General features: G+C 71.4%; 6 protein-coding genes and 1 pseudogene. 3 read left to right on the forward strand and 4 right to left on the reverse strand.

Going from position 1 to position 14757, the window contains the following annotated elements; translation table 11 throughout:
- Positions 1–323 precede the first annotated feature (323 nt).
- Both HCC78_RS29150 and HCC78_RS34165 read left to right on the forward strand, forming a co-directional pair.
- Positions 324–743: a hypothetical protein gene (locus HCC78_RS29150; protein ID WP_172332264.1), complete on the forward strand. Its 420-nt coding sequence runs from the start codon at positions 324–326 to the stop codon at positions 741–743.
- 300 nt (positions 744–1043) lie between these two features.
- Positions 1044–2020: pseudogene (locus HCC78_RS34165) on the forward strand (transposase); the annotation flags it as partial.
- A 1058-nt stretch (positions 2021–3078) separates the two neighbouring features.
- Here HCC78_RS34165 and HCC78_RS29155 read toward each other — a convergent pair.
- From HCC78_RS29155 to HCC78_RS34170, 4 genes are all read right to left on the reverse strand, one after another.
- Positions 3079–3774, reverse strand: coding sequence for a response regulator transcription factor (locus HCC78_RS29155; protein ID WP_172332265.1), 696 nt, complete (start codon positions 3772–3774; stop codon positions 3079–3081).
- Positions 3771–5219, reverse strand: coding sequence for a HAMP domain-containing sensor histidine kinase (locus HCC78_RS29160; RefSeq protein WP_172332266.1), 1449 nt, complete (start codon positions 5217–5219; stop codon positions 3771–3773). The genes HCC78_RS29155 and HCC78_RS29160 overlap by 4 nt, the downstream gene beginning before the upstream one ends.
- A gap of 296 nt (positions 5220–5515) precedes the next feature.
- Positions 5516–12490: an autotransporter outer membrane beta-barrel domain-containing protein gene (locus HCC78_RS29165; RefSeq protein ID WP_172332267.1), complete on the reverse strand. Its 6975-nt coding sequence runs from the start codon at positions 12488–12490 to the stop codon at positions 5516–5518.
- A 512-nt stretch (positions 12491–13002) separates the two neighbouring features.
- A complete protein-coding gene (locus HCC78_RS34170; RefSeq protein WP_172332268.1) occupies positions 13003–13803 on the reverse strand; it encodes a transporter in 801 nt (266 codons plus the stop codon).
- 427 nt (positions 13804–14230) lie between these two features.
- Between HCC78_RS34170 and HCC78_RS29175 the strand changes: the two genes are divergently transcribed.
- A partial coding sequence (locus HCC78_RS29175) for a transposase (RefSeq protein WP_172332269.1) occupies positions 14231–14757 on the forward strand: 527 nt, incomplete at its 3' end.

Raw genomic sequence — 14757 nt, forward strand, 5'->3', positions numbered from 1 at the left:
CGGCGATCCCGGCGATCCCGGCGATCCTCCGGCACGGGAGGCCGCCCCGCAAGACCCGCCCCGCCCGCCGCAATGCCGAAGCGGATTTCCGAGGCGGGAAGCGCTCCAGCGCCACGCATGCCCCGGCCGCCGGTCCGCAGGCGCGGCTCTGCCGGACGCCGCCCGGCACCGGCGCGATGCCGTGCTTCACGGGGCAGGCGCTGACGGATGCGAGGCGTGTTCCGCCACAGGTCCGAGGACCGCGCCGGTTGCGCAGCGGCCCGGCCGTCCGGGGCGGCCCAAGCCAGGCGTCCGGCCGGGCCGGACGCAAGGCGGCGCTGGACATGATGCACCGGCAGCCGCCGGGTTCGACGGGACGGCTGGCGCCGGGCGCCGGCTTGCCGGCGGATGCGCCGCCGCCCATCGGGCTCGGACCGGTGGCGCCGCGACGGGCAATTCCGGGCACCGCTGGCGGCGCGCATGGTGCCTCCGGGTTCGCGGCAGATTGCAGGCAGGCCTGCATCGCGCCGCATGCCGCGCAGGAGGCGCGGCACCCGGCCATTGACGGGCGGACCACGCGGCACAAGGGCCATGCGCTGTCGCAGCGGCACGGGAAGCGCATCGGGGAGCTCTTCGGCCGGTCCAGGACCGTCGGCGGGGCGGTCCAGACGGTCCATCGCGGGATCGGGCGGGTGCGGTCGCGCTTCGTTCTCACGCTGGCGGCGGCAAGCCTTGCCCGGCTGCCGCGGCTGCTGGCCATCTGAAGCCGGCGGGCGCCGCGCCCCCCCCCCACGCCGGGAGGCAAGGAACGGCCGGAAGGTCGCGCCCCTGCGCCAACCAAGGCAGAAAACCATTCGGCCTGCCGGACTGTTTCAGCAGCCTGTTAAGCAGCCGCGGGTCGCTGCTCGTCTGGCTGGACCGGGACATGGCCCGGCTCTCGCCGGAGGACGACCGTCTGGGGTGTCCGCCCGTGATCTCCGAATGAGGAGGATCAGCAGACGGTCCGGGGAAGTCCTGACCGGTCCGCGCCAGGGGCAAATCCTCAAGGGGAGGATTTGGGGGCCGGCCGGGCGGAACCCTGCCCGGCGACTGCCTTCCAGATCTGCCTGATGGCGAAATTGCTCTTCGGCCTGCCGCTCCGGCCGATCGGGCCATTGAACGCCGCTGGTCCGAGCGACCATGGCGCGGCGGCATGGTCTCCAGCATCCTCCGTTTGGCGGGCCTAGGCCGGCCGGTGCCCGGTTTCTCCACGCTCAGCCGCAGCCAGAGTGAGACGGGACCGCGGGGCGGCGAAAGCCCGTCGGACGATCGCCGTCCGGCTTCCGTCCCGCTGGATTGCGGACCCGTCCAACCGACTGGTGGACAGCACCGGTATCAAGCTCCTTGACGAATGAAGAGGGACCGTGGCACCGGTGGGGCCGCGAAAGCCCGATGAATGAGTGGCTTGCCAGGAAGTGCGCCCCCCATCGCCGCCCCCAGTGCCGCTAGGTCCGTCTGGCGGCGGGCGGCATCCGGGCGGTGGAATCCAACTCCAGCCGCGACGGTGACAGCCCAGTGCTGCCTGACCTTCTGGACCAGATCCCGCAGGACGGGGAGATCGGCACCCCCGCCGGAAAATTGCCGGCGGATGCGCCATCCGTCCGAGCGCCGCTGGCGACTACAGTCATGCCCTCGCTCCCATCCGCAGGAACAGACGCCTCCGGAAAGAGGACTGCTCCGCCGCGCTCGCCTGCAACGACATCCTGCGGGCGGCCCGGCCCCTGGCCTGCGTTCGCCGGACCTTCGCGGCGCCACTGGCGCCACGGTTCCTGCTCGCTCTGGAAACGTTGGTCGGGCTGTCATGTCCGGAGCAGGATCGAGGCTGGGATCGGGAAACCTCAGGGCCTCCGGCGGAAGAATCGCTTCGAGGGACCCCGGCCGCCAGACCCCCGAAATCCACATGCGTGTCATCCGCGGCTGCGTTCGGAGCAATGGCGCTTGCCGCTCATTCATGAACCGCTTCGGCGCCCTCGGCACCGCCGGGACCAAACGCATGGCCTGACCTCATCTGGCGAAAGCGGCATCTTGTCCCGACGCAGACTTCTGCAACAGTGCCGCCTTGGTGCCATTCGGCATCGTCCTCAGACCGATTGCGGTCAATGCATCAATGTCCAACGCGGGCGAACCACGCCCTTGGAGCCGCGATATGGAGTGGTCGCGTCCATTATCCGACGGGCTTTCGCGGCGCCACCGGCGCCCCGGTCCCGTCTCGTTCTGGCGGTCTCACAGGAAGTTTAACTGAGGTGGACAGGAAATCCGCCTCGGGGACGGATTGCCCGGCTCAGGGCACTGACCGGCCGAGCCCGGACAGTTCCGGCATGTTCGCCACGACCCCTGATCGCCGTCACCCATCGGGCTCAGACCGATGGCGCCGCGATGTGCACCTCGCTTGGATCTGCGACGTTCCCATGGCTCGACCCGGCGGAACGGCAGGCCCTGTCGAATTTTGGGGCAAACCAGGCCCAGATCGCATTCTCCGGGGAAATCGTCCCCCGGACGATTTCCCGGGCCTCCCCATTCACCATGGGACTGCTGGCAGCCATGGCACCCTAACAGCACCGCGTCCCATTGAATCGACGGATCGAACCAGACGGTCAGAGACCCTCGCCTCCCCAGCGCCTGATTGCAGGCATGCCAGCTGGCGGTCTTGCAGGCCGGCCTCAGCGGTACCGTCATTCCCGCCGGCGATCATGCCGGAGTCGCTCCGTGAATCCTCGCCCGCATTTGCGCGGCAAGGCCCCCGCGCAGCGCAGATCGCCGCGGTGCGGACCGGGGCAGCCCGCCATGGCGTGCCCTCCGGTGCCATCCGGCGCGGCGAGTCCGGCAGGTCCTTCGGCCGGCACGGGCCGGGCTGCCCTGCGCAGCGACGGCTGCGCACTCGATGCGTTGCCTGGCCGGGACGCGCGAAATGGCCGAGCGGTCCGGCGTGCTGCCTCAATCCGCGGTCCGGGAAGGGAACGGCGGCGCAACCGCGGCGGGTTCCGGGCGCGGGCCGCCAGCCTGCGGGGCCCCTTCCATGCCGCGGCCGGCCTTGCCGGGCTCGCACCGGCCACCCGGCCCCTACCGCAGAACGGCGGGGGCGGTGAACGCGTAGCCGACGCCGTACATCGTCTGGATCGGGGCCTCCAGTCCGGTCTGCATCTCGATCTTGCGGCGCAGGCGCGCGACCGTCGTGTCGAGGTGGCGGCTTTCGAACTGCGCCCGGGGACGCGCGAGAAGGCGGGACAGGTCCTCGCGGCTGCAGGCCCGGCTGCCGGAGGCGAACAGGGATCCCAGGAAGGCATATTCCGTGGCCGTGAGCTTGACGGAGACCGAGTCCGGCGAGACCAGCACCCAGGCGCTGCTTTCCAGGACCCAGGCTGCCGGAACGTCGTCGGCGGACGGGCCGCCGGCAGAAGTCCGGCGCAGCAGCGCGCGGACACCGGCCTCGATTTCGCGCAGCGTGCTGTCCTTGACGAAATAGATGTCGGCGCCGCTTTCGAAGCCGCGGATCCGGTCGCCGCTGCCTCCGAGCGCAGTCAGCATGATGATGCCGCAGGCATGGGTCCTGCGGATCTCCGCCGCCAGCTCGAATCCATTGCCGTCGGGCAGGCCGACATCGAGGATGGCGACCTCGATCGCGGCATCTGCGGCCAGCACGCCGCGCGCGGCCGCGGCAGTCCCGGCACCCTGCGCCTCGAAGCCGCAAAGGCCGAGGAAGTCCACCAGATCGGAGCGCAGCCGCGCCTCGTCCTCGATCACCAGGATGCGCGTCATGCCAGCTCCTCCGCCCGCGGCCGGGGCGCCCCGCCGTCCTGCGGCAGCGGCAGGCGGACCGTCGCGACCGTGCCGCCTCCGGCCGCCGCGGCGATCCCGACCGAGCCGTGGTGATAGGCCATCAGCCGGCGCGCCGCATAGAGCCCCAGGCCGGTGCCCGGGCACCGCGCGGCATTGGATGCGCGGAAGAAGCGGCGGCCGATCTTGGCAAGCTCGCCTTCGGGCACGCCGATGCCCCGGTCGCGCACCTCGATCACCGCGTGGCCGCGCTCCGCATGGGCCGAGACCGACACCGGATCGTCCCCGGGCGAGAATTTCAGCGCGTTGTCGATCAGGTTGATCATCACCGTCTCGAGCATGTCCGGATCCGCGAAAAGCTGCATCTCCGCATCCCTGCACCGGAAATCCAGCCGCGAGCCGCGGCCGGTCATCCTGAAATGGAACTCGACATCGGCCAGCAGGCAGTCGATCTGCACCGGTTCCGGCTGGAAGCCGGCGTCGCGGTCTGCGGCCATGAACCGGTCGATCAGGCCGAAGAGCCGGTTCAGGGCCTCGTCGATCCCGGCGAGGCGTTCGGCCGTGCTCCCGGCCGGCGGCCCGCCCGTCAGCCGGATCATCTCGACGCCGTTGCGGATGATCGCCAGCGGGGTCCGGAATTCGTGGCTGACCACGCGCATGAAATCCGCCTGTTCCTCGCGCAGGCCGCGTTCGGCATCCAGGCTCCGGCTCAGATCCCCCTCCAGCTGCCGTCGCCGGACCACTTCCCGGGACAGCACGGCATTGCGCTTGCGCAGGTCGTCGTAGAGCCGGAAGCTGACCATCACCAGCAGGCAGGCGAACAGCGCGGTCAGGAAGAGGTTGCCCTCCAGCAGGTACCAGGCATTCCGGTCCCCGAGGAGCTGCGCGCTCCCGGCATTTGCCGGCCGGCGGAATTCGAGGACGCTGAAGACCACGTTGGCGCCCATGTGGACGGACAGGATGGCTATCATCAGCCAGCGCAGGAACTGCGGCTGCGTCCGGTCGCGCAGCAGCGAAACGCACATCAGCGAGACCACCGAGATCGCGAACAGGGCCGAGCTGTGGATCCGGATCGCGAGATTGCCGGGGTCGGCCTCGAACCCGACGGTCCAGACCAGCGCCAGCAGCGCCAGCAGCGTGATCCCGGTGCGGAACCGGCTCGGCTGTCCGAGGAAGCGCGACAGGCCCTCGGCGATCAGCACGAGGCCGAGCTTGATCACCAGGTTGTGCAGCAGGATGGACCAGCCCGCGGGCGCGTCGCCGCGCAGCATCATCAGCAGGATGCCGAGGGCAATCGCGGCAAAGCCGGAGGCCAGGAAGGCCAACTCGTAGATATGGCGCCAGGCCAGCCAGACGAAGATCCAGATGACGGCCAGCAGGCTGCTGGTCGCGAGCAGAACGACGAGGACAGTCTTGAGGTCGAGCATTGGGGCCAGGGCTTCTGGAAAGGGACGTGCGCCGCTCCGGGCCGGGCGCCCGCGGACCTGGCAGATCATATGCAGCCGGGGCGGTCCGTCAAAGACATTCAGCAAAGCAAAGCAACTCGCGCCGGGCGGCCTCCCGCGGGAGGCTGCCGGAACGGCTCGGGGCCGGGTTCCGCGCGGATCTTCAGCTCCTTGCGCGTCCGGCGCTCCGGGCCGGGCACGGGCTTGCGCCGCAGGACCGGAGCCTGGCCGCCGCGCCGTCCCGGCGCCCGGAAGCTCCGGGCGCCGGCGGTCCCTTGTCAGAACCTGTAGCTGACGCTCAGGCTGCCGGCGTGGCTGGTCAGGCCGCTGCCGAAGGCGCCGTCATAGCGCAGGTCGAGCGACAGGTTGCCGGAGCCCGCCACCCGGGCGCCGGCGCTGAACCGGCCGACGACATCGGGCACGGCCACGTCGCTGTCGAAGGATCCTGCGGACGGGTCGGTGCCGGAGAAATGCGCGCTCGTCCGGTAGTGGTCGAGCGAGGACAGGCTGACACCTGCACGGCCGTAGACCTGCAGCACGGCCCCGCCGTCCAGCGCGAAGCCGTGCCCCGCCTCCAGCGCAGGCGTCGCGACCAGCGCGGTCTCCTCGCTGCCGTCCACGTCCAGCGCCAGTTCGCCCGCCCCCTTTTCGGAATAGCCGTCCGACCGGGTCCAGATCATGTCGAGATCCATCATCGGCGTCAGGTAGGACGACGCCCCGAAGTCCCGGCGGTAGCTTGCCCGCAGGCGCGCCGCCGCGCTGGTCAGGTCATGGCTGCCGCGGGCCTCGCCGCTCCCGGCCGTCAGGCCCGGCCGGCGCGTCGTGTCGAAGCTGCCCCGGCTGACGACCCCGGCCGCGGCAAGGGTCACCGGCCCGAAGCCGCGCATTGCCGAAATGCCGGCGAAGAGCGTTTCGCCCTCGGAGTCGCCATGGCCGTCCTCGCCGTCATAGCCGGCGGTCTCCCAGCCGAGGGCACCGCCGATCCGCCAGTCCGGGGTCATCATGGCCGACCCGGCGATGCCGATGGTGTAGACATTGCCGTCATAGCCGAAGGCATCGCCTTCGCCGTCCTGCTCGATGCGCTGGCCCGCGCCCAGAAGCTGCAGGCAGCGCTCGCCGTCCGACCACGCCGCCGCGCTGGCGGAACAGTCGAGCACCGCCGAGAACCGGCCGCGCGCAAGCTCGAAGCTCGCGGCCTCCGCCGCCAGGCTCGCCCCCGGAGACAGCCGCAGCAGCGCCTCGCCATAGCCGCCGTCGCGCGCGGCGGCATCCAGTTCGGCCAGCGCCTCGGCCAGGGTGTCGTCGCCGGAGCGGAACACCCGGCTCAGATAGGCGGCAACGCTGTCCTGCCGCCCGTCCAGGCCGTGGCTGGCATCGCTGAACGTGTCGCCCGAGACCGTGAGCGCGAGTCCGCTCCCGGCGACCGACTGGTCGAAGGTGAAGAGGGCGGAGTCGATCGTGTCGAAGCTCCCGCTGATGCCGCCATCGGCGCTGAGCACCGTCATTTCGGCGCCGTAGAGGATGGACATCGGATCCAGCGACAGCGTTCCGCCCAGCGTCGCCGTGCCGTCCACCTGCAGGACATCCGCATTGCCGGACAGGAAATCGGCGTCGGCATGCATGCTGCCGGTGGCGGCCTGCACGAAGTTCCCGGCAACCGACAGCGTCCCGGCGCGGCCGGAATCGCCGATGTCGAGCCGCCCCTCGTTGAGCACATCCGCCTGGTAGAGCGTCGCTCCGGTCAGCCGTCCGCCTGCCTGGTTGTGCACCGTCACCGGATGGGCCGCAGCTGCAGGCGCGACCGCCGCCGCGGCGGCCGCAGCGCCGCCGGTGCCCGAGTAGAGCAGGTCGCCGTCGGCGTCATACGCCTCGATGCTGCCCTGGATCTGGGCGAGGCTCCCGTTGGTGATGTCCAGGCCACCGCCGTTCAAGTTTCCGCTCGCCCGGTAGATCACCGCGACGCCGGACGCGGCGCTGACCGAGCCGCCGCTGCCGACCGTCAGCGCATTGAACTCCGTCCCCTCGTTCGTGCCGCCGGCGATGATGATCCCCGCCCCCAGCTCGCCCGTGCCGCCGGTCACGGTGCCGTCGACCGTCACCTGCACCGCGCCATTGGTCTGCAGCGAGTCGCTCTGGGCGAAGATGGCGGCCGAGTTGGCGCCCTTCGCCAGGATGTGCGCGCCGCTCTGGATGTCGACGGCCACCGTGCCGCTATGTCCCAAGCCCGCATCGGTGTTCCCGTTCGAGCCGATGAAGGCGGCGGCCCCGTCGCCGCCGAACCCGCCGCCGCCGCCGATCGACTGCGCGATGATCGCGAAGGAGTCGTCGCCGTCGGTGCGGACCAGCGCATCGTCGATCGTCACGCTGACATCGCCGCCGTTGCCCTCGCTGCCGTCGGACAGGCCCTTGAAGGACAGCGGCGCGCCGGCGGCCGAGCCGCCGATGCCGCCGCCGCCGCCGATCGACTGCGCGATGAGGGCATGGGCCGCCGCGCCATGGGCGTAGACCGTGCTCCCATACTTGATCTCGACCGACACGGTGCCGCCGTCGACCGTGCCGCCGCCCGCCCCCCCGACGACCAGGGAGGCCAGGCTTTCCGCCTCGCCCGCGCCGCCGATGCCGCCGCCGCCGCCGATCGACTGCGCGACCACGCCGAAGGCGCGCTTGCCGTAGGTGTTCAGCGTGGTGCCGAACCTGAGATCGACCGTGCCGCCGATGCCGCCGGCGCTGCCGGCCCCGCCGACGACCAGCTCGATCTGGTGGCTGCCGCTGTCCTCCGCGGCCGCGGAGCTGCCGGCGCCGCCGGTGCCGCCGCCGCCGCCGATCGACTGCGCCACGATGCCATGCGCGTCGGCCCCGTGGGTGGACAGGTTGATCCAGCCGGCGGCCGTCACCGTGCCGCCGGATCCGCCGGACCCGCCCGAACCGCCTGCGGCCGCGCCGACGGTGATCTTGCCCGCGGCGCTGTCGGAGCCGTCTCCGCCCTGGCCGCCGCCGCCGCCGACCGACTGCAGCAGGACGCCGTAGGCGCTGTATCCGGAGGTCGCGACGCCGTTGCCGGTGTTGTCGTTGAAGGTGATGCCGACCGTGCCGCCGCTGCCGCCGGCCCCGCCCTTGCCGCCGACCCCGACGGTGATGTTGGCCGTGCCCTGGCTGCCGGCCGCGGTGGAGGTGCCGCCCGCGCCGCCGCCGCCGCCGATCGACTGCGCCACGATGCCGTCGGCCCAGTCGCCATGGGTGGTGACATGCCCGGAATGGACCAGCGTGACCGCCTTGCCGTCCGCCGCCGTGCCGCCGCTGCCGCCGTCGTCGATCGAAGCGCCGATGCTGACGTTGAAGCAGTAGCCGCTGTCGTCATCGCTGTCGTCTTCCGAACAGTCGCTGTCGCCGCTGTCGTCGAGCGGTTCGGAATCGCCGGAGGAGGCCTGGCCCACCGACCCGCCGAGCCCGCCGCCGCCGCCGATCGACTGCGCCAGCACCCCGTCGGCATCCGCGCCCGCGGTCACGATGTTGCCGCCCGTCGTCACGTCGACCGCGCCCGCGCTGCCGCCGCTGCCGCCCGAGCGGCCGACCGCGACGCCGACGGAGGCTGCGAATGCGCTGCTGCCGCCGCTCTCCTCGTCCTCCCCGCCGCCGGCCAGGCTGTCGCTGGCCGACAGGCCGACGCTGACGCCCTGCGAGGTGCCGCCGCCGCCGCCGATCGACTGCACCAGCACGCCGCGGGCGCCCGAGCCGCCGGTCTGCAGCAGCGTGCTGCGGCCGAGCGTGACGCTGGCCGTCCCGCCTGCCGCGCCGCCGCTGCCGGAGCCGCCGACGCCGACATTGGCGGCCAGCTTGAAGCCGCCGCCGATCTGCTTGCTGTTGACGCTGCCGACGCCGCCATTGCCGCCGCCGCCGCCGATGGTCTGGGCCACGAGCGCGTTGGCATAGTCGTCCGCGGTGACGATCGAGGCCGTGTCCGCCAGCGACACGGTCACGGCGCCGCCGTTGCCGCCGCCGCTGCCGGAGCCGCCGACGGACACGCCGATATCCGCGCTGACGGTATTCTCGATCCCGGCGGTCGCGGACATCGAGGAGGCGGACCCGCCATTGCCGCCGCCGCCGCCGATCGATTGCGCGACGAGGCCATGGGAGGAGACGCCCCTGGTGGAAACCTGCGTGCTGCCGTCCAGGGTCAGGGTGACGGCATCGGCATCTTTCGCCGACCCCCCGCTGCCGCCGATGGCGGTGGAGACGCTCATGGCCAGCGAGACGTCCTCGCCGGTCGGCACCGCCGCGGTCAGCGCATCGGCCACCGAGGACCCGCCGCTGCCGCCGCCGCCGCTGACCGACTGCGCCAGGATGCCGATGGCATCGGTCACGCCGACGCCCGCCTGGCCGGTGCTGACCGTGCTGTCGGTCAGCTCCACGATCACCTCGCCGCCCGCGCCGCCGTTGGCGCCGCTGCCGCCCACCGCGACCGAGGCGGTGAAGCCGACATCCGCGGAATAGGAGCTGGCCGAGCCGCCGGTGCCGCCGCCGCCGCCGATCGACTGCGCGACGATCCCGGCCGCATGCGAGCCCTGGGTCGTCATGTCGAGGCCGTCGAAGGCGACGGTCACGGTATTGGCGTAGCCGCCGCCGCCGCCGCCGCCGCCGATCTGGAAGCTGCCCAGCCCGGCATCGCCGCCGGTGGCATTGCCGCCGTTGCCGCCGCCGCCACCCACCGACTGCGCCAGGATGCCGAGCGCGCCGGAGCCGGCCGTCGAGATGGCGACCGCCTGCGGCGTGCCGTCGCCGGCCGTGCAATCGTTGCTGGCGTCGAGATTGGTGACGCAGGCCCAGCCGCCGCTGCTGCCGCCCGAGGCCGTTCCGCCGACCCCGACCGCCGGAACGCCGACGGACAGGTCGATGACATTGCCGCCATTGCCGCCGCCGCCGCCGATCGACTGCGCCATGATCCCGTGGGACATCTCTCCCTGGGTGGTGACCGAGCCGCCGGTCAGCAGCGCGCGGGCATGGAGGCCGTAGCCGCCGCTGCCGCCCGAGCCGCCGACCGTCGCGATGCCTGCCGACCCGGCCCCGGAACCGCCGCCGCCGCCGATCGACTGCACGACGATGCCGACCGCGGCGTCGCCCGCGGTGCTGACATCGCCCGAATTGTCGACTTCCGCATCCCCGGCATACTGGCTGCCGCCGCCGGAGCCGCCGATCGACAGCACGCCGCCGGCCATCCCGGCATTGCCGCCGCCGCCGCTGATCGACTGGGCGACGATGCCGTGCGCGCCGTAGCCCGCGGTGGCCACCTGGCCGCCATTGCCTGCGGTGGCCTCCCCGGCCGAGCCGCCGCTGCCGCCGTCTCCGCCCAGCTCCAGCGTGAGCCCGGCGGCGATGCCGCCGGTGCCGCCGCTGCCGCCGATCGACTGCACCAGGATCCCCAGCGAATGGTCGCCGCTGGTGGTGATCGTCCCGCCATCGTTGCTGAACATGGCGTAGTCGCCGTCCCCGCCGTTGCCGCCATTGCCGGCCCCGCCGCCGAGCACGTCGGTGAAATCGCCGCCGGTGCCGCCGCCGCCGCCGATCGAGTGCAGCGTGACCGCGCTCGAGAAATCGCCGAGCGTGGTGATGGAACCGCTCATGGTGCCCTGCGCGGTATCGGCATTGCCGCCATAGCCGCCGCCGCCGCTCTGGCCCAGAAGCGCCGTGTCGCTGCCGCCGTTGCCGCCCTGGCCGCCGATGCTCTGGCCGAGCAGGCCGTAGGCGTTGGTGCCGTCGGTCTCGATGTCGCCGTCTATGGTCAGGTAGACCCAGCCGCCATAGCCGCCGTTGCCGCCGGAACTGGCGCTCTCGCCATCCTTGCCGTTGCCGCCGGTGCCGCCGCGGGCAAGACCGACGACGCCCATGACCTCGTCGCCCTGGGCCGAGACGGTGGCGCCCGCATTGACCGTGATGCCGAGATTCTTGCCGGTGGTGACGCCGGCGCCGCCAATGCCGCCCTTCGACGAATTGTAGCCGGTGCCGCCGTCGCCGCCCTGGTTGAGCGCCACGATGCCGCCGGAGATCTGGCCGACCCCGCCGGTCCCGATGACGGTGATGTCGGAATGGGTGCTGATGCTCACGTCAAGCGCCAGGGCCCCGGCCCCGCCATCGTCGGTGCTGTCGTAGGAGGCCGTGCCGTCGGCGCCCTCGCTGAGCGTGAAGATCCCGCGGACGCTGCCGGTCGTGGTGGAGTTGACATAGATCGGCGCGTCGCCGGTCTTTCCGTTGTTGACGCTGATATAGCCCGACTCCCCGCCCCCGCCGTTGTCGGTGCCGCCCTTGCCGCCGACCGACTGGGCGCTGATGCCCCAGGCATAGGCGAGATCGCCGAGCGGATCGGACTCGCTGCCGAGCGTGATGCTGCCGTTGTTGTTGACGAAGATCGACCAGCCAGGTCCGCCCGTGCCGCCCGACTGGTCGCCGGTCAGACCGCCGTTCTGGTTGCCCCCGACCCCGCCCCGGCTCTCGGCCAAGATGGCGGAGAAGCCGCGGCTCGAAAGGGCATTCAGCGAAACGACGTCCAGCGTGCCGGAATTGTCGAGGTTCACGTTGTTGCCGGTGCCGCCCGGGCCGCCGTTCGAGCGGTAGTTGTCGTTGTCGTTGTCGCCGTTCCCGCCGTAGCTGTAGCCCAGCAGCAGGCTGGTCAGGAAATTCCCGTCCTGGGCGCTGGACAGGCTGACATGTCCGCCATTGGTGAGGTTCACGTAGCCGGCGGCTCCGCCGCTGCCCTCGTCGACGCCGGTGCCGCCAGCCGAGCCCGCCGCCAGGATCCCGTAGCCCGCTGCGGAGCCGGGAAGGTAGCCGAACGGCGACGAGGTGGAACCCACATAGGTGCCGGAGTCGTTGGTGACAGTGGCTGCATCGCCGCTATGCCCGTCCTTTTCGTCCTTGCTGTCCGTGCCGTCGCTGCCCTGGCACAGCTGCCACAGGAAGCCGCCGGAATTGGCATTGCTGCACGACGCGGCGGCCGGTCCGGCCATGCCCAGGCTGCCGAGTCCCGCCGCCAGGGCGAGGGGCACGGGCGATGCGAAGACGGGCCGCGCGGTCCTGCGGAAAGGGCCCTGCCCGGCGCTGCCGTGCCGCAGGGCCGGCCACCCGGTCAGCCCCCGCAGGATGCCCCGCAGCAGATTTTCCCGGACGGCCGCGGCGGCACCGATGGCCAGCACGGAGGTGGCCGCGCGCAGCCTTGCCTGCCGCAGGAGCAGGAAACGGAAATTCTGGCTCTGGGAAATCATCACTCAACTCCTGGCGCATGGCGCTCGATGTTCTCTGGCGGGACTGTCTCTGGAAATTCGGGAAGGGACCGGAGCGCGCAGCTCCGCACGCCCCCTGTCCTGCCTGACGGGCCGTGCAGGCGCAGCGGGCGCGACGGGCCGCTCCGCCGGAATCGCGGCATGCGCATCACGGCCGTGCCGCGGCGCGGGATCGGATTGGATCGCGCAAGTTCCGCCGTCCCCCCAGACAGGCTCGGATTGGAACTCCGCCTCCCAGGCGGAGCTGTCAGGCCTGCTCCGGCGCCCCCAAAGCCCCGCGCACGCCCAATGACACCCCAAGCTAACGTCGGGTCGCCCTGCGGACAAACTACCAATTCTATTCAATTCTGGCGAAATCTGTCACTTCTGCCAACCATCCGCCGCCGGCCGCGGCGCGCTCGGCAGCACAGGCAGGCCGACCCGGCCGGATCCTTGCGGCGGCGGCCGCGGCCGATCCGGCGCAGGCCCGGTCCGCTCCGCCCGTCAGCCGGCGCTCACTTGGGGAACAGGAAGACCATGTTCAGCCGCGCTCCCCAGCCCTCGGGACCGCTGTCGGGCGACTCCGCCCAGTAGCGCAGCCCGCCGCCGATCTGGACGCGCTGCGCGCCGATCTTCACCAGCTGGTTGACGCCGAAATTGATCGGCACCGACCAGGCTTCGCCCTCCCAGTCATAGGTGCTTTCGGTGTTCGCGAAGAAGGACGTGGCCGAGGCCGTCGTGTAGTTTACGAAAGGCTGCAGGAAGGTCTGGTCGATGTCGCTGCGGTCGGAGTCGCCGGCCACCGACCAGATGTGGTTGCCCAGCCCGCCGACCGTCCACGGCCCCGACTGCCAGAGCGCCACGCCGGTCACGCCGGCGCCCCATTTCCCGGTGCCCAGCGTCCGCTCGGTGGCGGTCGGCAGCAGGAAGACCGGGCCGACGCCCCAGGTCAGGGCACTGCCTGTCTTCGGCGAGAAGAACAGGCTCTGGACGGTGTCGCCCAGGCCGACCTGGATGTTCTCGCCCGGCACCACGTCGTCCTGCCAGGTCACCGGCAGGATCGTGCGCGAGATCATCAGCCAGTCCGCGCCCAGGTCGATCGGCACCACCGGCTGGAAATTCATGAGCCAGCGGCTCCCGCGGTCGTCCGGGCCGAAATTGTCGTCGTAGTTGAACTGGAACGGGACGCTGACCAGGTTTGCAATCGGGTTGGCCAGCTGCTTGGCCAGGTCGGCATCGGACTTGGCCTGCGCCGACGCGGCGGCCGGATACAGCGACAGGACCAGGGCGGCGGTCCCCGCAATTCGCGAATGCATGCCTCGAAACTCCCTTCGACGGCCCGGCCGGAAGGACGGGGCCACGGCCGGACGCTAGCACCTTCGCATTCGGAAATCACCATTCTTTCCCGCCCCGACCAGCCGCGCTCCGCCTCCCGCCAAAGGCAGGGGCGCGGAGGCCTTCTTCCCTTCCGGCACGGGGTCGCGCCCTTCCGGCCATGGGGCGCCGCGGCGGATCGACCGGGCGCCCGCCCGGATGCCCGCACCCGCAGGTCGCCGGCCCCTGCGGAGCATCGCCCCGGCGGCGGCCGCGGCGATGTCGGCCAAGACGCCGGGGCTGTCCTCGTCCTTGCCGACGCCCGTCCCGCCGAGGGCCTGTCGCACTATCAGGATGCTGAAATAGTCGGGCCTCGACGTCGTCTGCGGAACATGATTCATCCGCCGCGGATCAACGGCGGAGACAGGCATGCGCGGTGCGGACGAGACGAGCGGATCGCTGTTCAGCTATGTCGATCTGGAGGCGCGCATCCCGGCGCGGCATCCGCTGCGGAAGATCCGGCAGGTGGTGAATGACGCACTCGCCAGCCTCGATGGCGACTTCGACGTGCTCTACGCCGACTTTGGCCGTCCCTCGATTGCGCCGGAACGCCTGATCCGGGCCAGCCTGCTGCAAATCCTGTTCTCGGTTCGCTCCGAACGGCAGCTGATGGAGCAGCTGGACTACAACCTGCTGTTCCGCTGGTTCGTGGGGCTCGGCATCGATGACGCCATTTGGGTCCCGACCGTGTTCAGCAAGAACCGCGACCGGCTGCTGACCACGGACATGTCGCGCAAGGTGATGGCCGCCATCCTGGCCCACCGCGAGGTCGCCCCGCTGCTCTCGGATGACCACTTCTCCGTCGATGGCACGCTGGTGAAGGCCTGGGCGTCGATGAAGAGCTTCCGGCCGAAGGAGAACGGTGATCCCGGTGATCCCGGTGATCCCGGTGATCC

The organism is Mangrovicoccus sp. HB161399 (assembly GCF_013184745.1).
Lineage (GTDB): Bacteria > Pseudomonadota > Alphaproteobacteria > Rhodobacterales > Rhodobacteraceae > Mangrovicoccus.